Below are 24115 nucleotides of genomic sequence, written 5' to 3'. Positions count from 1 at the left end.
CGCCGGCTCAGGCGCCGGCCGGGTCGAGAAAGACGTGAAGGGTTTGGATGCGGCCGCCCTCGAACCGGGCGACGTCGGTTCCGGTCACGGCTGCGGGACCGGACGGTGGCCCGGATTGCCAGCGCAGCCGTCCGACGCCGTGGTGGCCGACAGCGGGGCCAATCGCCGTGAAGACGAAGTCCGACGGCAGGCTCGACAAGAGCGCATCCACCGCCTGATTGATGGCGGCATGGCCCGTCGCCGAGGCATCCGGTTCATGGAGCACGGCGTCTTCGGCATAGAGCTCGCGGATCGCCGCGATGCGCCGCCCGGGGTCGCGTTCGCCGAACACCCGCGCGAGGTTCGCCTGCATCAGGCGCTCGTAGTCGATGGAAGCTTCCGGTGAGTTGGACATCGCAGTGGCCTCGCACGGCGTCGGGCGCCTTCGGTGGAGATATTGGACGCCCGATCGATGCAGATTAGTCATCGACAGCTTGAACCGGCTTCAACGATTCGTTTAAGATCTCAGCGTGGAAACGCTGGCCAATCTCGAATCCTTCATCCGTAGCGCCCGGTGCGGCAGCTTTTCCGCGGCGGCGAGACGGCTGGGCGTGACGCCCGCCGCAATCAGCCGCAACGTGGCCATGCTGGAACGCAACCTTGGCGTCCGCTTGTTTCAGCGCAGCAGTCGCAGCCTGACCCTGACCGAGGATGGCGAGCGTTTCCTGGCGTCGGTCGCTGGCGGCGTCGAGTCCATCCAATCGGCCATTGCCGACGTGACGACGCATTCCGGCAAGCCCGCCGGCGTGCTGAAGGTGAGCATGGCCTTGACCTTCGGCCTGGACCATGTGCTGCCGCTGCTGCCGGTCTTCATGGAGCGCCATCCGGATGTTCAGTTGGATTGGAGCTTCGAGAACCGCCAGGTCGACTTGATCGGCGAGGGCTTCGATGCCGCCATCGGCGGCGGCATGGAACTGGCGTCCGGCGTGGTCGCCCGGCGATTGGCGCCGCTGCATGTCATCGCAGTGGCTTCGCCGGAATACCTGCAAGGCCGCCAACCGCCGCGGCAACCTCATGAGCTGGCTATGCTCGATGGGCTCTCCATGCGCTCGGCTCTCACCGGTCGCGTGCGCGTCTGGACGATGCGCAACCGTGAAGGCGCCGAAACGACGCTGGAGCACGAAGCGCGCATGGTGGCCAACGATCCCGAGGCGATATGCCGTGCGGCCTTGATGGGCCTCGGCGTGGCGATGATCGCCGTACCCTACGTGGAGCGGCATCTGGAAAGCGGCGCGCTGCAACGCCTGTTGCCGGATTGGCATGCCGACCTCGGCGCGATATCGCTTTACTTCACCAGCCAGAAATTGCTGCCGGCCAAGACCCGTGCCTTCGTCGACCATGTCACCGCCGCGTTCCGGGAACAGAACTTGGCTCGGCGATTTTCAGCGCAGGGGTGATCGAGCAAGGCCGGGATCGGCCGCAGGCGGTTCACTCCGCCTTTGCCGGGAGTAGCCCGATCGGCGCTTCCGTGGCAGCATGCGGACCACCACCGGATACGGAATCATAGCGTTCAGCGGTCACGCAGTCTTCAATGTCATCGACGCTGGCGCGCCATGCGCGACTATCGCCGCCGCGACTGCTCGCGAAACTGACGTGGTGTCATGCCGGAAACCCGGCGGAATGCACGGCTGAAGTTCGCTTGATCCGTATAGCCGGAAGCAAATGAAATCTCGATTATCTTGGAATCGGTCTCGCGCAAAAGCCTGCTCGCGTTCTCATATCTGACCGTGTCGAGTATGTCGGAATATGTGAGGCCGACATGCGAGAGCTTGCGTTGAAAGGTTCTGGCGCTGACGCCCGCCATCTCCGCGACCTCGGCAAGAACAGGAGGTCTCTCGTCCAGATAGGAGGGCAGCATCAGCTTGAGCAGTTCGACGATGTCGTAGCCGGAAGGCCCATCCTCGTGCTCATTCGGCGAAGGAACGAAGACGGTCGAAAGGTTGGAGAGACTGAGGAGCGAATTGGGCAAGCTGATCCAGGCGGCATGCTGGCCCGACAGAAATCGTACGTTCGGCCAGAAGGATCGTGTCGCCGGGCTTGGCGTATAGGATGATTCAAAGGCAATTGCCGTCGGCATCCAGTCGCGTCCGGCGAATTGCCGGACGATGTACACCGAGAAAATGTTCTGGATCCACTGCGCGTATTTCAGATGCAGAAGCCTCCTTGCCCCGCCGAGCCTGCTGCAAACCCGCACATGAGCCACGTCATGCTCGATCCACATGCTCAGAATTGTATCTTCCCGCGACGCCCAGCGGCAGGCGTGCCGTAGGGCGACGAGCAGTGTCGGGGAATGAGCGATCAGGGCTCGTGTCTTTTCCCTCATATGGGAGAAATGCAGGCGCTGGGCGGCGAGGAAGCCGAAATCTTCGATGCCCTGGGTTCTCTGGGCGGTTTCCACGAAGCGCAGCGCCGGCAGGAGCGGAATGTAGAGGTCGCTCTTTTCCTCCAGAGCCGATGGCAGCCGGCACGTCTCCAGGAGCGTGCCGGTCGGAGCGCCGAGGTCGTCGAGGATGCCGACGAAGGGGAGCAGAAACTGGCCGCGCGTCAAGGGAATGTCAGCCATCGGGCCTCGTCGCGGTCACAGGGTCCATGTTCCTCCTTAGGCCGAATTTCCTAGGATTCGCCACCACCGAGGCGAGAGGACGGCCCAGGGCGATTGGCACGAAATGACAAGACCGGCGATCTGCCTATGCGCGAAATGACCCCAACAGGGTTCGTCTGCCGATAGGACCGTCGGCAATTCCGCTCTTTGCCCGTGCAGCGGTCCGTGCCCTCGGGGGGTGTCGACGGTGGGTAAAATCCAAGGGGAAACGGTGCGATATCTCGCGATCGGATTGGTTTCGGCATCGTTGTGCGTGCCGGCGTGGGCGTCCGATCTCCCGCAGCCTCCCCAGCAGAATCCGCCGATCCTCGCATCCGGTCCGAGCTTCTTCATCACCAGCTATATCTGGGCGACTGCGATCGATGGAAGGAGCGCCACTTTCCCGCCGCTGCCCGCTGCCGACATCGACTTGCGCTTCCGCGACGTGCTCAAGGATCTGAACGGCGCGATGATGGCCTCCGCCGAGATGCGCGTCGATCGGTGGAGCTTTCTGGTGGACGGCCAATTCTCGCAGGTGACGTCCGGCGGCAAGCTGCCCGGCCCGTTCTTTTCGTCTCTCAAGGTGCGCTCGCAGACCACGACCATACAGGGCTCCGTCCTCTATCGTGTCTATGAGGACGCGGCCGTTTCGGTGGATGCCGGTGGCGGCGTCCGGTTCTGGAACCTGAACAACAGGCTCGAGATTCTGCCCGGCCTCGCCAATCTCCGCATCGACCACAGCGATTCCGAGATGTGGGCCGATCCCATCGTCGGCACCCGGCTCGGGGTCGAGCTCGGCGGCCCGTGGAGCCTGACGCTGGCAGGCGACGTCGGCGGCTTCGGTGCCGGTTCGCGCCTGACCTGGCAGGGATTGGGCAGTGTCAACTACGCCTGGAGCGAGAGCTTGACCCTGAGGGCTGGCTACCGGGCGCTTCAGGTCGACTATCGCCATGGCGGGTTCTCATACGACGCGACGCAGCACGGTCCCGTTGTGGCGGCAACGTACCGATTTTGACCGCGCCGGGAGGAATGGGAATGTTCACGATCATGAATGCGGTTCGAACCGGTATTGCCGCACTTGCGCTGCTCGCGCTCTGCGGGCAGGCCCTGGCGCAATCGGGACAGACGCAGCCCGATGTCACCGACCCGCATTTCAAGATCGCGCCGGGCTACCTGAGGCAATCCGAGTTGCCGAACAGCCTGCTCCTGCTCGGCCCGCCCCCTGAGCCGGGTTCGGCCGCGCTGGCCAGGGACGAAGAGGCGCGCAAGGCGACGATCCCCCTGCGCAACACCGATCGCTGGAAGCTCGCCTACACCGATGCCGATCTCGCCTTCCCGCAGGCCGCCGACAATTTTTCCTGCGCGATGGGATTCAAGATCGATGAAGAACAGACCCCACGCCTCTATGCGATGATGCAGAAGACGTTGTCCGATTTCGGACTCTCCACCTATGGCGTGAAGAACAAGTACAATCGGACCAGGCCCTTCGTCGCCCACAACGAAGCGACATGCAGGGCGGACCAGGAGGCGATCCTGAGGGGGGACGGCTCCTATCCGTCGGGTCACACCGCCGCAGGCTGGGGCTGGGCTCTCGTCTTCGCGCAGATCAATCCCGAGCGCTCGAACGAGCTGCTCGAGCGCGGCATCGCCTTCGGCCAGAGCCGGGTCATCTGCGACGCTCATTGGCAGAGCGATGTCGATGCGGGCCGCATCATGGGCGCAGCGACCGTTGCGCGCTTGCAGACCAACGCGGCCTTCCTTGCCGATCTCAAAGCGGCGGAGGCGGAGGTGAAGGCCGCGAAGGCAAAGCCCGCCACCCCGATGCCGGATTGTGCGGCCGAGGCAGCAGCATTGTCCGAGCGGTAAGCCCAGGTCCGGCCCGCTGGGACGAGGCTTGTCGCCGGGCACGGTCTCCGTGGGGCTCACGGCCGGCAAGGACGGAGAATGGCCGCGGCCGCGCATGGCGCCGCGATCCGGTGCTTTCGCAGATTGGCATCGACTGGTCGGGCCATCCGGCGACGGGCCGCCCGGGCTGGGACGATACCCCCGCTTTTTCGCAGATCCGGCCCGGCCGGCAGGCCTTGACGAATTGGCCCCCACGAAAGGTGTGCTACAAGGAGGGCCTCAATCCTACGAACTGATTCGATGAAGCGCCCGACAAAGCCGTTTGTTGTCGAGATCAAACGCGGTGCCAGGAAAGCCGCCGGCTCGCCGCTGGCGCCCGCCTGGGACAGTGCCGCGGCGTCTCGAATGCGAGCCACCGAGACGGTCTCGCAATCCTCCCAGGCTGCCGCCGCGATCTTCCGCGAGAAGGGCAGCGCCGAGGCTCCCGCTGCGGCCGCGCCGTCGCGGCGCATCCTGCCGGTGCTCTCCCCGGACGTGGATCCGGTGCGCGAAGCCCCGCAAGCCGCGGAGCCACCGCGAGAAGCCGACGAACCTGCGGAGGCGATCCCAGCGGAACGGCCCGCGCGCCGGAACAAGGCGGCGGAGCGCCCGGAACGTCACGAGGTCCCGGATATCCTGCCGGCGCCGCCGCCGGTGACGGTGGCTGCCGATCCGGACATGGAGGTGCAGACCGCACCTCCAGCCGCCTCGCGTTCGCCGGGTCCTTCGCGCATTCGAGTGCCGAAGGGAGAGGATGTCCTGCCGCCCGGGCAGCGTTGGAAACGGCGGCTGCCGAAGATCCTGCGCTGACGATTCCCCCCGGCGGATCTCAGGCCGCCGCGCCCCCCAGATAGGCATTGATGACGGATTCGTTGTTGGCGAGATCGCTGCCGGATCCTTCCAGGACGATGCGGCCCGCCTTCAGGACATATCCGTAGTCGGCGAATTTCAAGGCAACCTTGCTGTTCTGCTCCACCAGCAGGATCGTCACGCCTTCGCGGTTGAGGCGCTGCACGATGGTCATGACGTCCTTGATCAATTGCGGCGCCAGCCCCATCGACGGCTCGTCGAGCAGCAGCACTTTCGGCGCGGCCATGAGGGCCCTGCCGATCGCCAGCATCTGCTGCTCTCCACCGGAGAGGTTCCTGGCGTCGCCATTGCGCCTGTGCGCCAGGATCGGAAAAAGCTCGAAGACATGATCCAGCCGCCGGCGCCGTTCGACGTCATCGGCCAACGTGAACGAGCCGAGGTCGAGGTTCTCCTTGATCGTCATGTCGCCGAAAATGCGCCTCCCCTCCGGCACGTGCACGAGGCCGCGATGCGGCAGGTGGTGGGCGGGCAGCCTGGTTATGTCCTCGCCCAGGAAGCGGACGCTTCCGGAGGACGCTGCGACGAGGCCGGACAGCGTGCGCAACGTCGTGCTCTTGCCCGCGCCATTGGCACCGAGCAGCGCCACGATCTGTCCGCGTTCGACCGAAAGGCTGACGCCGTGAAGCGCTTGGGTGGCCCCGTAGCGGGTGACGATCCGGTCGGCGCCAAGAACAATATCCGGGCCCATCAATCCTCCGTGCCGAGATAGGCTTCGATGACCCTGGGGTCCGCACGGACGGCCTCCGGCGGCCCATCGGCGATCTTCCGGCCGTAGTCGAACACCACGATCTTTTCCGACACCTGCATGACCAGGCCCATATCGTGCTCGATCAGCAGGACGGTGATGCCGGTCTCGTCGCGGATGCGGCGGATCAGATGCACCAGATCGAGCTTCTCACGCTCGTTCAGACCGGCGGCAGGCTCGTCCAGCAGGATGAGCTCGGGCGCCGATGCCAGGGCCCGCGCCAGTTCGAGGCGCCGCTGATCGCCGTAGGAGAGACCGCCGGCGAGGCGATGCGCATGCTCCCGGATGCCGACGAAATCGAGCCAGCGCATCCCGACGGCGCGGATCGTCTCCTCTTCGCGCCGCTGCGACGGCAAGTGCAGGATCGCCGAGACGAGCCCGTGGCGGCTGCGGCAATGCTGCCCCGACATGGCGTTTTCCAGGACGGACATTTCCTTGAACAGGCGGATGTTCTGGAAGGTGCGGGCGAGGCCGAGCGCGGTGATGCGGTGGGGCGGCAAGCCGGTGATCGGCCGGCCGCCCAGCCTGATCGACCCGCCCCTCGGCTTATAGAAGCCGGTCAGGCAGTTGAAGAGCGACGTCTTGCCGGCCCCGTTCGGCCCGATCAGGCTGTTGATCGCGCCCTTCTCCACCGAGAACGAAATGTCGTGCAGGACCCTCAGTCCCCCGAAGGCCAGGCTGAGATCGCGGACGTCCAGCAAGGTCATGGTCGCCCCCGCTTGTCCGGCCACAGGCCGTTCGGCCTGAAGAGCATGATGGCCAGCAGCGCGACCGCGGTCACCAGGGGACGATAGGTGCCCGCCCCCCGCAGCACCTCCGGAAGCAGGGCCACGAGAATGGCGCCCAGCACGACGCCGGGAATGCGACCCATGCCGCCCAGGACGACGCCGAGCAGGATGAGCAGCGATTGGTTGAAGGTGAAGCTCTCCGGCGAGATGGCGGTCATCTTGGCGGCGTAGAGGCACCCGGCCACCGAGGCGATCACCGCCCCCATCATGTAGGCCTGCAGCTTGGCCGAGACACGGTTGATGCCGATGCCGGCGGCGGCATCCTCGTCGTAGCGGACATAGAACCAGGCTCGCCCCATGCGCGACCGCTCGACGCTCAGGCAGACGAAGACGGTGAGCAGGGCGAGCACCAGAAAGGCATAGTAGAAGTGCTGCACCTGCATCAGCCTGAAGCCGAAGATCTCCGGCCGCTCGATGCCGACGAGGCCGCTGGCGCCGCCGGTGATGTCGAGGTTGCGGGCGATGATGCGTACGATCTCGCCGAAGCCCAGCGTCACGATCGCCAGATAGTCGCTGCGCAGCCGCAGCGTCGGGGCGCCGATGACGATGCCGGCCACGCAGGCGGCCGCCATGGCGACGGGGATGGTGAGCCAGAAATTGAGCCCGAATTCAGCCGTCAGGATCCCCGTCGTGTAGGCGCCGACCGCGAAGAAGGCGGCGTAGCCGAGGTCGAGCAGGCCGGCATAGCCGACGACGATGTTGAGGCCGAGGCATAAGACGACATAGAGCAGCGCCGTGGTCGCCACCTCGGTCACGTAGGCGTTGGCGAAGTGCGGCAGCATCACCGCGCAGGCAAGCGCCGCCAACGCGGGCAGCGCCATCGGCCGGCACCGCCATCGCGGCTGCGCGGCGGCCGGCAGGATCCTTGCTCCGTCGGTCATCACACCCGCTCCACGACCGAGCGCCCGAGAATGCCGGTCGGCTTGAACACCAGAAACAGGATCAGCGCGCCGAACACGAAGACGTCGCGCCATTCCGACCCGACCAGGGGCAAGGACGACCCGAAGGCCTCGAGCAGGCCGAGCAGCAGGCCGCCGAGCATGGCCCCCGGCACGCTGCCGATCCCGCCGATGACCGCGGCGGTGAAGGCTTTCAGCCCCATGACGAAGCCCATGAAGAAATGCACGCTGCCATAATAGGCGCCGGCCATCACCCCGCCGCCGGCTGCGAGCGCCGAGCCCATGAAGAAGGTCAGCGCGATCACCCGGTCGACATCGATGCCCATCAGGCGGCTCGCCCCCATGTCGATGGACACGGCGCGCATCGCCTTGCCGTACATGGTCCGCGCGATGAACATCTGCATGCCGGCCATCAGTCCGATGGACGCCGCGACGAGCACCATCTGCGTGTAGGTGATGTGAACGGTCGAAATGTCCACGCCGGCAAACCCGAGGTCGGTGCTGAACGCGTAATGCCGCCCGCCCGTCAGGGCGAGCGCCGTGCCGTTCAGCACCATCGAGGCGCCGAGCGCGGTGATCAGGATGGAGAGGCGCGGCGCATTGCGCATCGGCCGATAGGCGAAGCGCTCGATGACGACGCCGAGCAGGCCGACGGCCAGCATCGACACCAGGAGGGCGCAGACCACGCCCAGCCAGCCGGTGCCGACCCGCAGGCCGACGAAGGAGAACACGACGAGGCCGACGAAGGCTCCGCTCATGTAGATGTCGCCATGGGCAAAGTTCAGGAGCTTGATGACGCCGAAGACCATGCTGTAGCCGAGCGCGATCAGGGCATAGAACGAGCCGACGATGAGACCGTTCACCAGTTGCTGAATAACCAGGTCGAGCGTCATGGATGCTCCAGGTGCGGGACTTGAGAAGGCCACGCCCGGGGCGCAGCGTCGGCGCGCCAGGCGATCGGCAAGGACGCCGCGGCGGGCAAAGGGCCCGACCCCGGCGCCAGCTTGCTTCCGCCTTATTCGACGGCCACCCACTTGCCGCCCTTGGCAACCACCGGGCGGAAATTCGACGTCTGGAGCGTGTTCTTGTCGGTGAACTTGATCTCGCCGGCGAGGCCTTTGAAGTCGCTCGCCTTCAGCGCGGCGATGATCGCCTTCTGATCCGCCGACCCGGCCCGCGTGATCGCGTCGACGATGAGGTCGCCGACGTCATGGGAGAGAGCCGCATAGGCGCCGGCGTCGCGGCCATAGGCTTGCTTGTACGTCGCCTTGAAGTCGCCCGCGCCGGACAGGAGGTCGACGGTCGGCGGAGACAGGAGGTAGACGCCCTCGCCGGCCGAACCGGCGATCTCCAGGTATTCCGGCGAATTGTTGCCGTCGCCGAGCACGATGCCGCCCTGGAAGCCGGCCTGCCGGAGCTGCTTGGTGAGCAGGGCGCCACCGGCATGATAGGCGGTCCAGAACACGGCGTCCGCGCCGCTGGATCGGACCTTGGTGACGACCGCCGAATAGTCCTGCTCGCCGGCGGTGGTGGTCTCCTTGGCGGCGATCTCGCCGCCGGCATTCTTGAAGGCTTCGGCGGTCAGCCGGGCCAGGTCGGACGAATAGGCATCGCCTTCGTCGATGACTGCGATTGTCCGATAGCCATTCTTCTTGAACAGCGCGACGGCCGTCGTCGCCTGCATGTCGCCGGTCGAATTGGCGAGGAAAGCGTTGCCCTGGTTGGCGGCGACCAGCTTGGTCGAATTCGCGCCGATGATGACGAAGGGAATGCCGGCATCGCCGTAGATCTTCAATGTCGGCAGGACGGCGCCGGAGCAATAGCCGCCGACGATGGCGGTCACGCCCTCCGAGACGAGCTTGCTGCCCGCGGTCACCGCCTGCTGCGGATCGCAGGCATCGTCGGCGGTCGTGGTGGTGATCTTGTCGCCGTTGGCGCCACCTCTGGCGTTGGCGGCGTCGATCGCCATCTTGACGGCGTTCTCCATATCCTGCCCTTCGCTGGCCAATTGGCCGGTCATCGGGGCGACGATGCCGATCTTGATGTCGGCAGCCGCGGCCACCGTCGTCATGACCGCCCCGGCAAGGGCGGCGGCGCAGGCAAGCCCCTTGAAGGAAGCAACCATCATTCTCTCCATGTTCCCCTGTGGGCGGTGTGCCCGGACTGCAGTCTTCTGTGGTCCTGCCGCATCGCCCTTCGGCGGTCCGGCATGGTTTCGCCCCTCGGTCGGGTGCGGAACGCGTCGTGGTCAAATGACGATGAGCCGGCTATGCGATGCCCCCCCGGCAAGGGCCCGATCCGGCAGATCACCGGCCGCCGGAGGCCTGGGCATAGGCGCCCTGGTAGCGGTTCTCCCGGATGCTCTGCATGATCTCGGCCTCGCGCGCTTCCTGCGCCCGGACGGCGGCCAGCAGGGCCGCGGCGCCGTCGACCGGAAAGGCCACGACGCCGTCCTCGTCGCCGACGACGATGTCGCCTGGGGCCACGACCATGCCGCCGACGCAGACCGGGACATTGATGGCGCCGGGACCGTCCTTGTAGGGGCCGAGATGGATGGCCGACCGCGCGAAGCACGCAAACGCGCCGCGGCCGATGGCACCCGCGTCACGGATGGCGCCGTCGATGACGATGCCGGCAGCGCCGCGCGAGGCCGCGACGCTCGTCATGATCTCGCCGACCAGCGCCCGCCCCTCATACCCGCCGCCATCGACGACGACGACGTCCCCCGGCTGCAGCAGGTCGAGCGCGCGGTGGATGAACTGGTTGTCTCCCGGGCGCGTCCTGACCGTCAGCGCCCTCCCCGCCATGACGCCGCTCACCCGATGGAAGGGCCGCAACCCGACAGCCCCCGGGACACGGGCGAGGTTGTCGCTGATCAACGGCGTGGCAAAAGCGCGGAACGCCTCGACGAGCTCGCTTTCCCAAGACCCACCTGCCATCTCCCGTTCTCCCGCTGCCGGCATCTCTTGTGAATATATTATCCAATCATGACCCATTCGCGAAAGTCAACCGGCTTGCGGCGATCCGCCGGAAAAAGACGGAACTGGCCAGAATCCTGGCAATCCGACATGAACCGGTCGCTCGACCAGCCGCATCCGGGCTTGCCATGGCGTGGACGTTCAAGATAGATTGGATAACATATCCACAAATCTTGTGATCGTTGGAAGGGTGTCGCCGTGAAGCACGCAGGAAAAGTCGTGATCGTCACCGGGGCGGCGCAGGGCCTGGGCCTTGCCTGCGCCGAGCGCTTTCACGCCGATGGCGCCCATGTCGTGCTCGTGGACGTCAAGGCCGACCGCGGACGCGAGCATGCCGAACGCCTCGGCGAACGCGCCGCCTGGCTCTCGGCGGACCTGTCCGAATGCACCAGGGACATGGCGACCGACATCGTTGCCGAGACCAGGGAGAGGTTCGGCAGCGTCGACGTCCTCGTCAACAATGCCGGCGTCATCCACCTCGATGATTTCGTCGACTTTCCCGAGGAGGCCTTCGATTGGGTCCAGCGCGTCAATCTCAAGGCGCCCTTCCTCCTCGGCCAGGCGGCGGCACGAGCCATGATCGCGCAGGGGCGCGGCGGCTCGATCATCAACATGTCGTCTATCAACGCCATTCTGGCCATTCCCAATTCGGTCGCCTATGCCGTGTCCAAGGGCGGCATCAAGCAGTTGACGGCGGTGATGGCGGTCGGGCTGATCCCGCACAACATCCGCGTCAACGCCATCGGCCCCGGCACCATCCTGACCGACATGGTCAGGGGCTCGGTCATGGCGAGCGAGGCGCAGCGCCAGACCATCCTGTCGCGCACGCCGAGCGGCCGATGCGGCGAGCCGGCGGAGATCGCCAGCGTCGCGTCGTTCCTCGCCAGCGACGATGCCTCCTACATCGTCGGCCAGACCATCTATCCCGATGGCGGCCGCCTGATCCTGAACTATACGGTGCCGGTCAAGGACTGAGCGCCCGATGGCCGCCCGCACGCCCCGCATCAGCCTTGCAGGATCGAGCGCGCTGCTGCTCGACGGCGCCGAGGGCGCCTTCGACGATGTCACCCAGGAGCGCGTCTGGGCGGTCGCCAACGCCGCGCTGGCCCTGGAGGGGGTGCACGAGGCCGTGCCCGGCATGAACAACCTGCTCGTGCTGTTCGATCCCCTCGCCACGGACGCGCACAGCGTCGGCGCGCAGCTGACGTCGCTCTGGGCCGGCACCGACGCCCGCGCGGTCGGCGGCACGCACCGGACGATTCCCGTCCATTATGGCGGCGCCCGCGGCGAGGATCTCGCCGGCTGGGCGGCGCATTGCGGGTTGTCCGCCGAAGAGGCCGCCCGGCGCCATGCCGCGGCCACCTACACTGTCGCCGCCATCGGCGCCATGCCGGGCTTTCCCTATCTCTCAGGCCTCGACCCGCAGCTTGCCTGGGCGCGGCGCGCCGTGCCTCGTTTGAAGGTCGCCGAAGGCGCCGTCATCATCGGCGGCGCGCAGGCCGGCATCATGCCGATCACCGCGCCGTCGGGATGGCACATCATCGGCCATGCCGACATCAGGCTCTTCGACCCTCAGGCGGCCTCGCCCGTGCTGCTCAGGCCCGGCGACACGATCGAATTCGCCGTCGCCGGGATCGAGGCATGATCGAGATCCTCACCACCGGCCTGCCGAACACGGTCCAGGACCTCGGCCGGCCCGGTCATCTCGCGCTGGGCGTCAGCCATGGCGGCGCCATGGACGGCCGAGCGCTGGCCATCGCCAACCTCCTGCTGGGCAACGACGTTTCCGCCGCCGGGATCGAGGTCGCGCTTCATCCGTTCCGGCTGCGGGCGCATGTCGACACCGCGGTCGCCGTCACCGGCGCCGATTGCACCGTCAGCATCGGCGACCGGCCCTGCCCGCCCTGGTGGGCCACGACGATCCGCGCGGGCGAGATGCTGGCGATCGAAGCGCCGCGGACGGGCGCGCGGTCCTGCATCGCCTTTGCCGGCGGGCTCGATCTGCCGGCCGTCATGGGCTCGCGTGCGACGGATGTGAAGGGCGGATTCGGCGGCCTTGCCGGGCGCGGCCTCGTCCGCGGCGACCGGCTCGCGCTGAACCCTGCGGCATGCGCCCTGCCCGCGGGCGGCCTCGGCGCAGCGCTGGAGGAGCGACGCGGCGCGGCGGACGGCCTCACCTCCGCCATCGAGCTGCGGTTTCTGCCGGCGGCGGAGTTCGACGCCTTCACGCCGCAGGCCCGGGCGGCGTTCATCGGCGGGGACTGGAGCGTCACCAACGATGCCAACCGCATGGGGTATCGCCTGTCCGGGGCGACGCTCGCGCTCGTCTCGCCGCTGGAGCTCCTGTCGCACGGCATCGTGCCGGGCACCGTGCAGGTGCCGCCGTCCGGCCAGCCGATCATCCAGCTCGCCGACGCCAACACCTGCGGCGGCTATCCGAAGATCGCCACGGTGATCGAAGCCGATCTCTGGCGCCTGGCGCAGGCGCCGGTCGGTGCTCGCCTGCGCTTCTCGCCGACCTCGACCGCGGCGGCGACCGAGGCTCTGCGCGCGCAGGCGAGATGGCAGGAGGCTTTCGTGACGGCGCGCAGCCTTGCCCTCGGCTACAGATAGCGACCATGAGCAATCCTGGCCCCGAGCGTGAACAATGAGCGACACCGTCTCCCTTGGCATCGAAGCGCTGCGCGAGCGCGTCGACGCGATCTTCCGCAAGGCCGGACTGAACGCCGTCCAGGCGGGCGCCATCGCACGGGTCATCGTCGCGGCGGAGCGCGATGCCTGCAAGTCCCATGGCGTCTACCGGATCGAAGGCGCCCTGCGGACGATCAAGGCCGGAAAGGTGACGGCGGACGCGGTGCCCGAATTGCTCACGCAGCAGGCGCCGGCCATCGTCAAGGCGGATGCAAAAGGCGGCTTCGCCAACCCGGCCTTCGAGCTGGGCCTGCCGCCGCTGGTCGAGCGGGCCCGCACCTGCGGCCTTGCCGCGCTCGTCATCAACGATGCCGTGCACTTTTCCGCCCTGTGGGCGGAGGTCGAGGCCCTGGCGGAGCAAGGCCTCGCCGGCCTTGCCATGTGCCCGAGCTATGCGACGGTCGCCCCGACCGGCGGCAACCGGCCCCTGCTCGGCACCAATCCCTTCGCGTTCGGCTGGCCGCGCCAGGGGCAGCCGCCTTACGTGTTCGACTTCGCGACCTCGGTTGCCGCGCGCGGCGAGATCGAGCTCCTCCGCCGCGCCGGCAAGCCGCTGCCGGAAGGCTGGGCGATCGATGCCGACGGCAGGCCGACGACGGATCCCGAAGCGGCCCTGGCGGGCGCCATGCTGTCCTTCGGCGGCCACAAGGGCTCCGCCATCGGGACGATGATCGAGCTGCTGGCCGGAATCATGATCGGCGACCTCACGAGTGCCGGAGCGCTCGATCTGCTCCGCACCACGACGCTCTTTCCGTCCCACGGCGAGCTGATCATCGCCTTTTCGCCGCAAGCCTTTGCCGGGGGCCGCCCCGGCAATCCGCTCGGTCGCGCGGAAGTGCTGTTCGAAGCCATCCTTGGCCAAGGGGCGCGCCTGCCCTCGCAACGGCGTTTCCTCGCCCGGGCCAGGTCGGAGGCCGAGGGCATTCCCCTTTCGCGCATGGAGATGGAGCAGCTCGACCGTTTTCTCGAGCTGGGGCTCGGCAGCGTCTGAAGCGCGCGCCCGCTCCCGCGCAGGTCCGGTCGGAGGCGCCGCGGCGTGGCGCCTCCGCCTTGCGCGGGCCCATACCACGCCTTGAACGGACCGTTGGCAGCGCTTCGGAGGAGACACCGGATGTCCGACAGCAAAAGAGCAGGTGAACCATTCGCGTCGTCGAAGGCTCCCGCGCGAGCCAACGGATCCGAGACCATCCGCCCGTTCACGATTCATGTCCCGGAGGCCGACGTCGAGGACCTGAAGACCCGCATCTCGACATGGCGCGAGCCGGACCAGGTACCGGATATCGGCTGGGCTCAGGGAACGGAGCTGGAGGAGCTGCGCCAGCTCATGCGGCATTGGCGCGACGACTTCGACTGGCGCAGGCAGGAAGCCGCGTGGAACGCCTATCCTCACTACCACGCCGACATCGGCGGCGAGACCATCCACTTCATCCACGCGCGCGCCGCGGTTCCAAGCGGCAAGACGATCATGCTCACCCATGGCTGGCCCGGCAGCGTCTTCGAATTCGCCAGGCTCCTTCCGCTTCTGACCGATCCGATCGCCCATGGCGGGACGAAGGAGGATGCCTTCGACGTCGTGATCCCGTCGATGCCGGGCTACGGCTTCTCGAGCCGGCCGAGCCGGCGCGGCCTCAATCTCTTCGCCATCGCCGAAATCTGGGCCGAGCTGATGCAGCGGCTGGGCTATGAGCGGTATCTAGCCCAGGGCGGTGATCTCGGCGCCGGCGTGACGACCTGCCTGGCGCAGTCCCACCCCGACCGCCTCGCCGGCATGCATCTGAATTTCATCCCCGGCACATACGCGCCCCCGCACCGCGCCGGTCCGGACGGCGATCTCACGGCGGAAGAACGAGCCTTCCTGGAACGGAAAGCGAGATGGGCGGACCTCGAGGGCGCATACGGCCACATCCAGGGCACCCGCCCCCAAACGCTTGCCTATGGGTTGACGGATTCGCCGGTCGGGCTCGCGGCGTGGATGATCGAGAAGTTCCGCGACTGGAGCGATTGCGACGGCAATCTCGCGAATGCCACCTTTTCGCGGGACGACATCCTCGCCAATATCTCGCTTTACTGGCTCACCCGGACCGTCGCTTCGTCGATGCGGCTCTATTGGGAGACGCGAGCCCGCCCGCTGGCGTTTGCGCCGGGCACGGTCATCGACGCCCCGCTTGCGGTGGCGTTGTTTCCAAGGGAGCTGCCAATGCCGCCCAGGAGCTGGGTCGAGCGGGTCTTTCGCGACGTTCGCCGATGGACTGCAATGCCGCGCGGCGGCCACTTCGGCGCGCTGGAGCAGCCTGCCCTGCTCGCGCAGGATTTGCGGGACTTCGCCAGGGACCTTAAGTTTTCATGACCGCGCTGGCGATCTTACCGCCATCGAGTCAGGAACGCGCCTGCAACGTCAACCGGGCGGTTTTCCGGCGCCCGAGGACAAACGCCATGCCGGCGAGGACCACGACGCATGTCACGCCAAGCAGCATGACGGAGACGGCCGCGGATTCGGGGCTCGTGTTGAAGCGAATGCCTTCCCAGAGCTTTCTCGGCAGTGTCTTCACCGACAGGTTGCTGAGGAAGATCGAAGCCACCGATTCATCGAAGGAGAGAAGCATCGCAAGCAGGGCGCCGATGGCCAGGCCCGGAAGCAGCAATGGGAAGGTGACCGTCCGAAAGATGCGCCAAGGATTTGCTCCAAGGCTTGCCGCCGCCCGAGACAGCCACGGATCGATGGAACTGTATGTTGCGGATGCGACAAGATAGACTACGGGGACGATCAGCACCGTGTGGGCTATGATGATACCCGTCTCGGTATCGACCAGTCCGACGCGCGCGAACGTCAGATAGGCCCCCAGCGCGAAGACGACGCTCGGCACGGTCAAGGGCGAGAGCACCAGGGCTTCGGCAGCCCCCTGAAACCGGACATGACGGCCGAAGCCCAGCACCGTCAGAGTGGCGATGACGAGGGTCGCGACGCAGGTGGCAGCGCCGATGCGAAGGCTGGTCAGGGCTGCCGCAATCCATTCCTGGCTGCCGAGGATCGTTTCGAACCATCGCGTGGAGTAGCCGGGCGGCGGAAAGATGAGCACGTCCGCCGCACTGAACGATACCGGAATGAGCACGACCAGCGGCAGGAGAATGAAGACGGATATGACGCCGAGATAGGCCGGTTCGACGAGCCGCGCGCCGAAGCGAAGAACCGCAGGGACGTGGAGACGCTGGGTGGACTGGGCCACCGGCCGGCGGAGAAGCGCCTTGTCCACCCGCTCTGACCCTTGTTGCGGCAAGGCGGGTCGCAGCGAGCCCGGACGCTGCCAACGCGAGAGGTATCTCGCCACGGAGGAGAGCGCCACGACGAGGATCGTCGCCGTCAGGGCCAGCGTGATGCCGAGCGCCGCGGCGAAAGCCCAGTCGGCCCCGGTCTCGATTTCCGATTGGATCACTTGCGCGAGCATCTGCTGGCGTTGGTTGCCGAGGAAGGCAGGCGCGATGAAGCTCGCCATGGTGAACAGGAAGACGATCGTGACGCCGGATTGGATGCCGCGGATTGCAAGCGGAACAAGTATGCCCAGCCAGGCGCGCAACGGGCTGGCCCCGAGCGTATGAGCGGCCAGGAGAATGCGTCCGTCGATGCGCCTGAGGACGCTGACGAGGGCGAAGACCATCATCGGGATGGAAGAGTGCACGAGGGCGAGCACGACCGCCGGCTCGCTGAAGAGCAGGGGGAGCGGCTCCGAAATCAGCCCGAGGCTGAGAAGCGTCGCGTTGACGAGGCCGCGCTGTCCGAGGATCGCCAGCCAGGCGAAAGTCCGCACCAGCACGCTGGTCAGGAAGGGGACCAGCACCAGCAGCCCGAGAAGCAGGCCTTTCGCCCCGGTCGCCCGGCTCAAGAGCCACGCCAAGGGGAAGGAGACGACGAGCGTGATCGCGGTTGCTTCCAGGCTGATGCGCACGGTCGTCCAGATGACCGTCCGGTACACCGGACTTCCGAAAATCCGCAGGAAGCGCCCGACGGCATCACCGCCGAACGCCTCCGGCACGATGGCAAGCAACGGCAGAGCGAAGGCGAGCAGGAGCAGGATGAAGACTGGCAAGAGCAGGAAAAACCGCTCCCAATTGATGAATCCGTCCCGCCTCATCTGCGTTTTCTCCCGTCCAGCGTCTGCTACTGCATGATGTACGTGTTCCAGCGGGTCTTCACGGACTCGCGGTTCTCGTTCCACCATTGCGAATTGAGCACTGCGCCGAGCTTCGCGTTGTCCGGGTAGCTCGGCAGATCCTTGGCGACCGCCGGGTCGAGAAGCTTCAGCGCGTCGACATTGGTCGGGCCGTAGGGAATTTGCCGGGTGAGTTCGGCCTGCTGCTCGGGCTGAACGGCAAAATTGATGAATTTCATCGCCTCCTGAACGTGCGGGGCGCCCTTCATCACCACCCACCACTCGGTATCCGAGACCGAGGCGTCCCATCCATACGTCCAGTTCGCACCGGCCTTGATGGCATTGTTGACGCGGCCGTTCGGGATGAAGGCCATGTCGACCTCGCCCTGCTGGATGAGCGCCTGGGTATCCGCCGCCCCCTTGTAGGCGACGATCTGGTCCTTGACCCGCCCGATAACGCCGAGGGCGCGGTCCACGTCCAGCGGATAGAGATCGGCCGCCTTCACACCGTCGGCCAGCAACGCGAATTCGAGCGTGTACTCCGGTTCCAACGTCACCGCGCGACGGCCCTTCACCTTAGGGTCGAAGAACTGAGCGGGGGTCAGTCCGTTCGGGAACTTGTCCTTGTTCCACGCGAGGTTCATGCCGAATTTGATATAGCCGACACCGTACTTCGTGCGGAACTCGGCCGGGATGCCGTCGGCCTTGATGATCGAATAGTCGAGCCGCTGAAGAAGATCATCCTTCACCTCGTTCGCATGGGCCGAACTCTCGGCGGAGGCGACGTCCCAGGTGACATTGCCGCTCTCGACCATGGCCTTCACCTTGGCATAGCCAGAACCGGTGGTGCCGGTCACTTTGGCACCCGTGGCTTTGGCGTATGGCTCGAAGAAGGCCTTTGTCTGGGCGTCCTGGAAGGAGCCGCCATAGGAGGCGATCACGACCTCCGCCGGATCGGCGGCTGACGCCGCTCCCATAAGGACGATAGCGCCGACCGCAGCGAGCAAGCCGGCCGAGATGCCAAGACACAGTCTGCTTTTTGTCATTGTTTTCACCCCTCTCAAATATCCGCTTCAGGAAGATCCTTCAGCCGGAAGAACAGCGACGGATGCCGGCGTCCATCGCGCGACGACGGGTTTGCCGGGGATGAGGTGTCCGGCCGCATCATCGCCGCGCATGACGCTGGCGAGCAGGGACTGTCCGTCGGAAAGCTCGAGCGCCACGCGCCAGCCGGCGCCGAGATAGGTGACATCGCGGATCGTCGCAGGAATGCCGGAGGCACCGTCCGATACGACGTCGGGTCCGGAGCGGACGGAGACGGTCTCCGGCCTCACCACGATGTCGAAAGGCACCGCTGCGGGAGACGGCAAGGACTGGCGCACGCCGGCGATCTCGTATCCACGGCCGCCATCCCTGGCGGTGACGCGCAGGATCGAGCACTCGCCGATGAAACGGGCGACGAAATGATTGCACGGCGCCGCATAGATGGTTTCCGGATCGGCGACCTGGAGAAGCCGCCCCCCGGCCATGATCCCGATCCGGTTCGCCATGGCCATGGCTTCCGACTGGTCATGCGTGACGTAGATGACGGTGATGCCGAGCTCGCCCTGAATGCGCTTCAGTTCCTGCTGCATCTGGTCGCGCAGCCTTCGATCGAGAGCGCCGAGCGGTTCGTCCATCAGCAGGAGGTCGGGCCCGAAGACGAGGGCGCGGGCCAGCGCCACGCGTTGCTGCTGCCCGCCGGACAGTTGCGAGGGATAGGAAGACCCGCGATCGGTGAGATTGACCAGGCCGAGCGCAGCATTCACGCGCGCCTCGCGCTCGCTCCGCCCGACGCCGCGCATCTTCAGCGGATAGGCGACGTTGTCGGCGGCCGACATATGCGGGAAAAGCGCGTAGTTCTGGAAGACCACCCCGATCCGCCGCCGATGCGGAGGCATGTCCGAGACAGACGTGCCCGACATCAGCACACGGCCCTCGGTCGGCTTGTCGAACCCCGCCAGGAGCATCAGCAGCGTCGTCTTGCCGGAACCGCTCGAGCCGAGCAGCGCGAAGAACTCCCCCGGCGAAATGTCGAGGGTAACGTCGCTCACCGCGCACACGCTCCCGTAGCGCCGGGTGACCCCCTGGAAGGAAACGGCGGGGAGCGGCTGGTCTGTCATTCGACCTCCCTGCCGAGGGCCAGCGGCGTGAGCGGCTCGTATCCGGTGTCGGTCACGAGGATCGTGTCGCCGAAGCGGGCTCCGCCGACACCGTCGACATAGACGCCCGGCTCGATGCCGAGGAGCATGCCCGCTTCGAGCACGGTCGGGTCGTTGGCCTTGATCTCGGGCCACTCGGGATCGGAGAGGCCGATCCCGCGACCGGTGCGGTGCTGCATCGCCCGGTCCCAGCCGTGGCGTCCGATGACCGCGACGGCGGCAGCATGGACCTCGCCGGTCGTCACGCCCGCGCGCACCTTCGCCAAAGCCGCTTCCTGGGCCTCACGTGCGACGTCCACGATTTTGCGGACTTCCGCCGGCAAGCCCGTCGTCCCCACCTGGACCGGCCGATCGAAACAGATGCCATGCCCGAAGAACGGCCGACCGCAATAGCAGAGCTGCAGGATCTCCCCCTCCCGCATCGGCCGACCAGCGGCGACGGCATGGGCGCGCGCCGAGCGGATGCTGCCGCCGCCCATGACATGGATGCCCTGGAGAAGCGGCGAATGGTCCTCGTCGCCCTTCCACCATTCTGCGGCTCGCCGCATCGCGGCCGTGCGGGAAGCCAGCGCCACCTCCCATTCGGGAACGCCGGGGGCCACGGCTTCGCAGCTTGCCTTGAACTGACAGGCAGCGATGTCGGCGCAGCGCCGGACGACGTCGATCGTTGCGGCATCCTTGCGGCGACGCACCTCACGAAGCAGGGTCGTAACGTCCCGGATACGCTCGGTGCCGAGCGCATCCCTGACCAGGTCGAGATTGCGTGCCGAGGTGGCATCGAAATCGACCCCGATGGTGCGGGCTTGCGGTGCACATTTGCCAATGTGGTCGGCGAGCGCGGCTGAGAACGACATGGGCGGCCTTGCCGGCTCTTCCCATTCGACCCATTCGACAGCCACCGGCACGCGACATTGCGCCCGTATTTCCGGGGCTTCGATGCGGGGCGAGACAAAAGCCGCCGCTCCGTCCTGCGGCAGCACGAACCAGACCGGCCGGACCGTTGCGATGCCATCCAATCCGGCGAAGAAACGATGATTGTCGAAGCTCGACAGCGCGAGAACGTCGATCCCGTCCTGCTTCATCGCAATTCGGGCGCGTGCGACGCGATTGCCGTAATCCGCCTCGGAAGGAAATGTGAGCTGGGAATTCGCAGGGTTCTCGTTCATTGTGCTCTCACGACGGTATTTCGCGGGTGATGGGACGCGCATGGCCGAAGGCGCCGCGCGTGCCGCAGATGAGCGCGGAGTATTGCGCCGCGTCGGCGGCGGCTTCGGCAAGCGATACGCCGGCCAGCACGCGGCAGGTGAGACGACTGACGAAGGCATCGCCCGCGCCGAGCGTATCGACGGCATCGACGGGAACTGCGGGCGCGAACAGGATCTCGCCCTTGTGGCACACGGTGGCGCCTCGCGCGCCCTGGGTAATCGTGACCAGCTCGACGCCGGCCGATCGAGCGGCATCCAGGACGCGCGCGACTTCGTCGCCGCCGGCGCTGCCGCGCGAGAAGGCCGCCGCCCTCAGATGGGGCAGCACGCCCGCGGCATAGTCCAAGTTCCGCTCGGAGAAATCGAAGGAGATCGCAACGCGCTCGCGGATCTCTGGAAGCTGGTCGTCCAATCGGCTTGTCTCGCCGGTGTGAACCAGGTCGAAGCCGGCAAAATAATCGAGATCGGCGCCGTCGAGCCGGAACATCGACACGCCCTTCTCGCAAAGGCCCCACCGGCGGTTGCTGCCATTGTCGTCCATATGAACGGTGGCGAAGGCATTGGGCCCTTCCGCCACACGAAGCCGAGCGAGCTCGATGCCCTCCGCCTGCAGGCTCGAGCGAATCAAATCGCCGTCGGCATCGGTGCCGATGACGCCGAGATAGGCGGCGTGCGCGCCGCTCCGCCGGGCGTGAACGGCGAAATTCACCGCATTGCCACCGGGGAACATCAGCTTCTGATTGAAATATCGGTCGACAACATTGTCACCGACGCCACAGACACGCATGCGAAATGCCTCAATAGGTCGTCTTGAACATATAGCGGCGGTCTGCGAGCGCATGACCGGTGACCGCCTGGTAGTGTTCGGCCAAACGCTTGGAAAGGGTCGAGAGAAGCAGCGGGGAAATCTCTCCACGCATCGACGCAGGCACGCCAGGAAGGCTGTAGTCCTTCGAATCGACAATGCGGCAGCGCTGGGTGTTCTTATGGAGGAACGCCTCTACTCGATCGATCACCGGGCGGGTTTCATCTTCGCCCTTGAAGAGAAGAACCGCCGTATCGGGCTGGACGACCTCGAAGGCCCCATGCAGGAATTCGTTCGCGTTGAACCAGGCCGCGTGCTTCCACTGCATCTCCATGAGATAGCACATGGCAAAGCCGTAGCCGGCGCCCTGGTTGGGACCGGCGGACAGGACGTAGGTCAGGGTTTCGGCCGCGAAGTCCGTGGCGATGTCATGGAGGCGCGCCTCCGCCTCTTGCACAGCCAGCTCGAAAGCTGCCGGCACCGCCGCGAAAGCCTGCTCCGCCGACGCGAAAGCGAGCTTTGCACCGGCTTCCTTCAGAAGCGCCGTCACCATCAGGCCGATGAGCACTTGCTTCGGCGCCAGGATGGTTCGGTCGCTGTGATAAGCGAAGACGTCATCGCATTCCGCAGCGAGCCTCGTCGTCTCGTCCTTGGTGAAGCCGATGACGCGAGCGCCGGCGGAGCGCGACCAGCGAGCGGCTTCGATCGTCTCTCCCGTCGTGCCGTTGTGCGATGCGATGAGCACCACGGATCCCGACCCGAGGAGCGCCGGCCGCCGACGATTGAACTCCTCGCTGTTGAGGCAGAAAGTCGGAAATCCGGCGCTTCGGTCGCACTGGTACGATGCGGCGGAGAAATCGTTCAGGGAGCCGCCGCAGCCGATCAGGAAGAGGTTGCGCATGCCGTCTGCCGCGGCCTTGGCCACTTGTCCGATCCGCTCGCGCTGCGCAACGGCGGCTTCGGTGATCCTACGGAAATCGACATCGGGAGGAACGAGATTGGCATACCGACTCATCGTGCTTCGCCTTTAACGCCGGGAATGTGATAGCGCTCTCATGTGATAACGCTCTCATATCTGCCGATGAATTGTCAAGGGGTGTTGCGGCGGTCTATTGGTCCGCCATGCACGGGCACGAGTCGCGCAACGCGAAGGCGAGCAGGCCATGAGGGACAACGGACGCTCGGGCGTTCCGCCGACGATCGCCGACGTTGCGCGTGCCGCGGGTGTCTCGAGCGCCACCGCGGCACGGGTGCTCGGCGGTTACGGCTATGCCGGTGCTGAGACGCGCCAGCGCGTCTTCGACGCAGCAAAGCGCTTGGCATACCAGCCCAACCAACTGGCGCGCAGCATGGCGACAGGCCGCAGCAAGACGATCGGCGTCGTTGTGGCCGATATCGAGAATCTGTATTTCGCGCGAGCCATTCGGGCTATCTCGGACACGGCCAGCGCCAATGGCTTCGGCGTGGTTCTAGCCAACACCGACGAGGATATCGAGCTCGAACGTGACGCGGTGCGCGTGCTGCTCGCCAACCGTGTCGACGGCCTGATCGTTTCGCCAACCTCCAGCATCGAGGTGGATCACCTCATCGGCGCGCGGGACATGGGCTGCCCCTTCGTCCTCTTGGACAGGCGCGTCCCGGTGCTCAATGCCGACACCTTTGCGATCGACAACTTTCGCGCCGCCCATGAGGCGGTGGCATCTCTGGTCGGCCGAGACCACCGACGCATCGCGCTTGTGTCCAACGCTCCTTCGCACGGCGAGCAGCAGTACCTGATTTCCTCCGTTCGCGAGCGTATCGACGGCTACCGTGCAGCGCTCCACGACGCCGGAATCCGGATTGTCCCCAAGCTCATTGTCCTCGGCGGTTGGGACACCGAGAATCTCGCTCGCCAATTGCGCCGGCTCTGTCGGTCCGCGAACCGTCCGACGGCTTTTCTGGCGACCGACAGTTCCGTCGCCCTCGTCCTTCTCAAAGTCCTTCGCGAACTGGATCTGTCGATACCCGACGAGGTTTCGCTCATCTGCTTCGACGACGCCGATTGGACAGCGGCGGTGACGCCCCCCCTGACCGTTGTGTCGCAGCCGATCAGAGACTTGGCCAAAGCTGCGACGGAAGATCTGATCGCTCGTTTGCAGGGCGAGGCTACAGGCCCTGCAGAGGAAACCTTGCTACAGGCGACACTTATCGACCGTGGCTCGGTCAGTCATGCTCTTGTAAAGTCGCGTATCGAGCGACAATCACAAAGGGTTGGGAACTGACATCCGCCAGCTCGCTTGTTGCT

Annotated in this window: 24 protein-coding genes; 10 read left to right on the top strand and 14 right to left on the bottom strand. The window is 66.2% G+C overall.

All coding sequences use genetic code 11. From position 1 onward, the window contains the following. Window positions 1–7 precede the first annotated feature (7 nt). Entirely contained in the window at window positions 8–394 is a 387-nt protein-coding gene (locus QO011_RS15135; RefSeq protein ID WP_307273406.1) for a nuclear transport factor 2 family protein, read from the bottom strand. A gap of 115 nt (window positions 395–509) precedes the next feature. On the opposite strand from QO011_RS15135, the gene QO011_RS15130 reads away from it, so the two are divergent. Beyond that, complete coding sequence (locus QO011_RS15130) at window positions 510–1436, top strand: LysR family transcriptional regulator (RefSeq protein WP_307273405.1); 927 nt, start codon at window positions 510–512, stop codon at window positions 1434–1436. Between the two features lie 164 nt (window positions 1437–1600). Here QO011_RS15130 and QO011_RS15125 read toward each other — a convergent pair whose 3' ends face one another. Beyond that, on the bottom strand, window positions 1601–2602 hold the full coding sequence (locus tag QO011_RS15125; RefSeq protein ID WP_307273403.1) for a helix-turn-helix transcriptional regulator: 1002 nt from the start codon (window positions 2600–2602) through the stop codon (window positions 1601–1603). Window positions 2603–2852: 250 nt separating this feature from the next. Here QO011_RS15125 and QO011_RS15120 point away from each other — a divergent pair, with 250 nt between their 5' ends. From QO011_RS15120 to QO011_RS15110, 3 genes are all read left to right on the top strand, one after another. Beyond that, on the top strand, window positions 2853–3635 hold the full coding sequence (locus tag QO011_RS15120; RefSeq protein ID WP_307273400.1) for a hypothetical protein: 783 nt from the start codon (window positions 2853–2855) through the stop codon (window positions 3633–3635). Between the two features lie 20 nt (window positions 3636–3655). Further along, window positions 3656–4486: an acid phosphatase gene (locus QO011_RS15115; protein WP_307273398.1), complete on the top strand. Its 831-nt coding sequence runs from the start codon at window positions 3656–3658 to the stop codon at window positions 4484–4486. 279 nt (window positions 4487–4765) lie between these two features. Beyond that, window positions 4766–5314 carry a hypothetical protein gene (locus tag QO011_RS15110; RefSeq protein WP_307273396.1) on the top strand — a complete coding sequence of 183 codons (549 nt, stop codon included), beginning with the start codon at window positions 4766–4768 and terminating at the stop codon, window positions 5312–5314. Between the two features lie 19 nt (window positions 5315–5333). Here the strand turns inward: QO011_RS15110 and QO011_RS15105 are convergent, their stop codons facing one another. The 6 genes from QO011_RS15105 to QO011_RS15080 form a co-directional block, all read right to left on the bottom strand. Then, entirely contained in the window at window positions 5334–6062 is a 729-nt protein-coding gene (locus QO011_RS15105) for an ABC transporter ATP-binding protein (RefSeq protein WP_307273392.1), read from the bottom strand. Then, complete coding sequence (locus tag QO011_RS15100; protein ID WP_307273390.1) at window positions 6062–6826, bottom strand: ABC transporter ATP-binding protein; 765 nt, start codon at window positions 6824–6826, stop codon at window positions 6062–6064. The genes QO011_RS15105 and QO011_RS15100 overlap by 1 nt, the downstream gene beginning before the upstream one ends. Next, a complete protein-coding gene (locus QO011_RS15095; RefSeq protein ID WP_307273388.1) occupies window positions 6823–7788 on the bottom strand; it encodes a branched-chain amino acid ABC transporter permease in 966 nt (321 codons plus the stop codon). The genes QO011_RS15100 and QO011_RS15095 overlap by 4 nt, the downstream gene beginning before the upstream one ends. Continuing rightward, window positions 7788–8699 (bottom strand): branched-chain amino acid ABC transporter permease, encoded by a 912-nt coding sequence (locus QO011_RS15090; RefSeq protein WP_307273386.1) that lies wholly within the window; start codon window positions 8697–8699, stop codon window positions 7788–7790. The genes QO011_RS15095 and QO011_RS15090 overlap by 1 nt, the downstream gene beginning before the upstream one ends. A 122-nt stretch (window positions 8700–8821) precedes the next feature. Further along, window positions 8822–9931, bottom strand: coding sequence for a branched-chain amino acid ABC transporter substrate-binding protein (locus QO011_RS15085; RefSeq protein ID WP_307273383.1), 1110 nt, complete (start codon window positions 9929–9931; stop codon window positions 8822–8824). A gap of 181 nt (window positions 9932–10112) precedes the next feature. Then, a complete protein-coding gene (locus QO011_RS15080) occupies window positions 10113–10745 on the bottom strand; it encodes an RraA family protein (RefSeq protein WP_307273382.1) in 633 nt (210 codons plus the stop codon). Window positions 10746–10982: 237 nt separating this feature from the next. Between QO011_RS15080 and QO011_RS15075 the strand changes: the two genes are divergently transcribed. From QO011_RS15075 to QO011_RS15055, 5 genes are all read left to right on the top strand, one after another. After that, a complete protein-coding gene (locus tag QO011_RS15075; RefSeq protein WP_307273380.1) occupies window positions 10983–11759 on the top strand; it encodes an SDR family NAD(P)-dependent oxidoreductase in 777 nt (258 codons plus the stop codon). 7 nt (window positions 11760–11766) lie between these two features. After that, window positions 11767–12429, top strand: a complete 663-nt coding sequence (gene pxpB, locus QO011_RS15070; protein WP_307273378.1) for a 5-oxoprolinase subunit PxpB — start codon at window positions 11767–11769, stop codon at window positions 12427–12429. Continuing rightward, complete coding sequence (locus tag QO011_RS15065) at window positions 12426–13397, top strand: 5-oxoprolinase subunit C family protein (protein ID WP_307273375.1); 972 nt, start codon at window positions 12426–12428, stop codon at window positions 13395–13397. Before pxpB ends, QO011_RS15065 begins: the two co-directional genes overlap by 4 nt. Before the next feature lie 34 nt (window positions 13398–13431). Beyond that, the gene (locus QO011_RS15060; RefSeq protein ID WP_307273372.1) at window positions 13432–14466 is read left to right on the top strand and encodes an Ldh family oxidoreductase; all 1035 of its coding nucleotides are present in this window, start codon (window positions 13432–13434) and stop codon (window positions 14464–14466) included. A 120-nt stretch (window positions 14467–14586) separates the two neighbouring features. Beyond that, a complete protein-coding gene (locus QO011_RS15055) occupies window positions 14587–15822 on the top strand; it encodes an epoxide hydrolase family protein (protein ID WP_307273369.1) in 1236 nt (411 codons plus the stop codon). A 28-nt stretch (window positions 15823–15850) separates the two neighbouring features. On the opposite strand, the gene QO011_RS15050 is transcribed toward QO011_RS15055, so the two are convergent. The 6 genes from QO011_RS15050 to QO011_RS15025 all read right to left on the bottom strand — a co-directional run bounded on the left by QO011_RS15050 (window position 15851) and on the right by QO011_RS15025 (window position 22846). Beyond that, on the bottom strand, window positions 15851–17602 hold the full coding sequence (locus QO011_RS15050; RefSeq protein WP_307273367.1) for an ABC transporter permease subunit: 1752 nt from the start codon (window positions 17600–17602) through the stop codon (window positions 15851–15853). Window positions 17603–17628: 26 nt separating this feature from the next. Beyond that, window positions 17629–18666 carry an ABC transporter substrate-binding protein gene (locus QO011_RS15045; protein WP_307273365.1) on the bottom strand — a complete coding sequence of 346 codons (1038 nt, stop codon included), beginning with the start codon at window positions 18664–18666 and terminating at the stop codon, window positions 17629–17631. A gap of 27 nt (window positions 18667–18693) precedes the next feature. Continuing rightward, window positions 18694–19713: a polyamine ABC transporter ATP-binding protein gene (gene potA / locus QO011_RS15040; protein ID WP_307273362.1), complete on the bottom strand. Its 1020-nt coding sequence runs from the start codon at window positions 19711–19713 to the stop codon at window positions 18694–18696. A gap of 65 nt (window positions 19714–19778) precedes the next feature. After that, a complete protein-coding gene (locus tag QO011_RS15035) occupies window positions 19779–20987 on the bottom strand; it encodes a M24 family metallopeptidase (RefSeq protein WP_307273360.1) in 1209 nt (402 codons plus the stop codon). Between the two features lie 7 nt (window positions 20988–20994). Next, window positions 20995–21813 carry a PfkB family carbohydrate kinase gene (locus QO011_RS15030; protein ID WP_307273358.1) on the bottom strand — a complete coding sequence of 273 codons (819 nt, stop codon included), beginning with the start codon at window positions 21811–21813 and terminating at the stop codon, window positions 20995–20997. A gap of 10 nt (window positions 21814–21823) precedes the next feature. Continuing rightward, entirely contained in the window at window positions 21824–22846 is a 1023-nt protein-coding gene (locus QO011_RS15025) for an SIS domain-containing protein (protein ID WP_307273356.1), read from the bottom strand. Between the two features lie 148 nt (window positions 22847–22994). Between QO011_RS15025 and QO011_RS15020 the strand changes: the two genes are divergently transcribed. Next, on the top strand, window positions 22995–24092 hold the full coding sequence (locus QO011_RS15020; protein WP_307273353.1) for a LacI family DNA-binding transcriptional regulator: 1098 nt from the start codon (window positions 22995–22997) through the stop codon (window positions 24090–24092). Window positions 24093–24115 lie beyond the last annotated feature (23 nt).

Origin of the sequence: Labrys wisconsinensis (genome assembly GCF_030814995.1) — a bacterium.
Classification (GTDB): Bacteria; Pseudomonadota; Alphaproteobacteria; order Rhizobiales; family Labraceae; genus Labrys; species Labrys wisconsinensis.
The sequence above is the reverse complement of the archived record's forward strand: the minus strand, read 5'-3'. Positions and strand labels throughout refer to the sequence as shown.

What these genes read in the sequence shown, in the direction of transcription:
- QO011_RS15135 (WP_307273406.1), bottom strand. Translation starts at nt 394, where the DNA reads ATGTCCAACTCACCGGAAGCTTCCATCGACTACGAGCGCCTGATGCAG.
- QO011_RS15125 (WP_307273403.1), bottom strand. Translation starts at nt 2,602, where the DNA reads ATGGCTGACATTCCCTTGACGCGCGGCCAGTTTCTGCTCCCCTTCGTC.
- QO011_RS15115 (WP_307273398.1), top strand. Translation starts at nt 3,656, where the DNA reads ATGTTCACGATCATGAATGCGGTTCGAACCGGTATTGCCGCACTTGCG.
- QO011_RS15110 (WP_307273396.1), top strand. Translation starts at nt 4,766, where the DNA reads ATGAAGCGCCCGACAAAGCCGTTTGTTGTCGAGATCAAACGCGGTGCC.
- QO011_RS15105 (WP_307273392.1), bottom strand. Translation starts at nt 6,062, where the DNA reads ATGGGCCCGGATATTGTTCTTGGCGCCGACCGGATCGTCACCCGCTAC.
- QO011_RS15100 (WP_307273390.1), bottom strand. Translation starts at nt 6,826, where the DNA reads ATGACCTTGCTGGACGTCCGCGATCTCAGCCTGGCCTTCGGGGGACTG.
- QO011_RS15095 (WP_307273388.1), bottom strand. Translation starts at nt 7,788, where the DNA reads ATGACCGACGGAGCAAGGATCCTGCCGGCCGCCGCGCAGCCGCGATGG.
- QO011_RS15090 (WP_307273386.1), bottom strand. Translation starts at nt 8,699, where the DNA reads ATGACGCTCGACCTGGTTATTCAGCAACTGGTGAACGGTCTCATCGTC.
- QO011_RS15085 (WP_307273383.1), bottom strand. Translation starts at nt 9,931, where the DNA reads ATGGTTGCTTCCTTCAAGGGGCTTGCCTGCGCCGCCGCCCTTGCCGGG.
- QO011_RS15080 (WP_307273382.1), bottom strand. Translation starts at nt 10,745, where the DNA reads ATGGCAGGTGGGTCTTGGGAAAGCGAGCTCGTCGAGGCGTTCCGCGCT.
- pxpB (WP_307273378.1), top strand. Translation starts at nt 11,767, where the DNA reads ATGGCCGCCCGCACGCCCCGCATCAGCCTTGCAGGATCGAGCGCGCTG.
- QO011_RS15065 (WP_307273375.1), top strand. Translation starts at nt 12,426, where the DNA reads ATGATCGAGATCCTCACCACCGGCCTGCCGAACACGGTCCAGGACCTC.
- QO011_RS15060 (WP_307273372.1), top strand. Translation starts at nt 13,432, where the DNA reads ATGAGCGACACCGTCTCCCTTGGCATCGAAGCGCTGCGCGAGCGCGTC.
- QO011_RS15055 (WP_307273369.1), top strand. Translation starts at nt 14,587, where the DNA reads ATGTCCGACAGCAAAAGAGCAGGTGAACCATTCGCGTCGTCGAAGGCT.
- QO011_RS15050 (WP_307273367.1), bottom strand. Translation starts at nt 17,602, where the DNA reads ATGAGGCGGGACGGATTCATCAATTGGGAGCGGTTTTTCCTGCTCTTG.
- QO011_RS15045 (WP_307273365.1), bottom strand. Translation starts at nt 18,666, where the DNA reads ATGACAAAAAGCAGACTGTGTCTTGGCATCTCGGCCGGCTTGCTCGCT.
- QO011_RS15035 (WP_307273360.1), bottom strand. Translation starts at nt 20,987, where the DNA reads ATGAACGAGAACCCTGCGAATTCCCAGCTCACATTTCCTTCCGAGGCG.
- QO011_RS15030 (WP_307273358.1), bottom strand. Translation starts at nt 21,813, where the DNA reads ATGCGTGTCTGTGGCGTCGGTGACAATGTTGTCGACCGATATTTCAAT.
- QO011_RS15025 (WP_307273356.1), bottom strand. Translation starts at nt 22,846, where the DNA reads ATGAGTCGGTATGCCAATCTCGTTCCTCCCGATGTCGATTTCCGTAGG.
- QO011_RS15020 (WP_307273353.1), top strand. Translation starts at nt 22,995, where the DNA reads ATGAGGGACAACGGACGCTCGGGCGTTCCGCCGACGATCGCCGACGTT.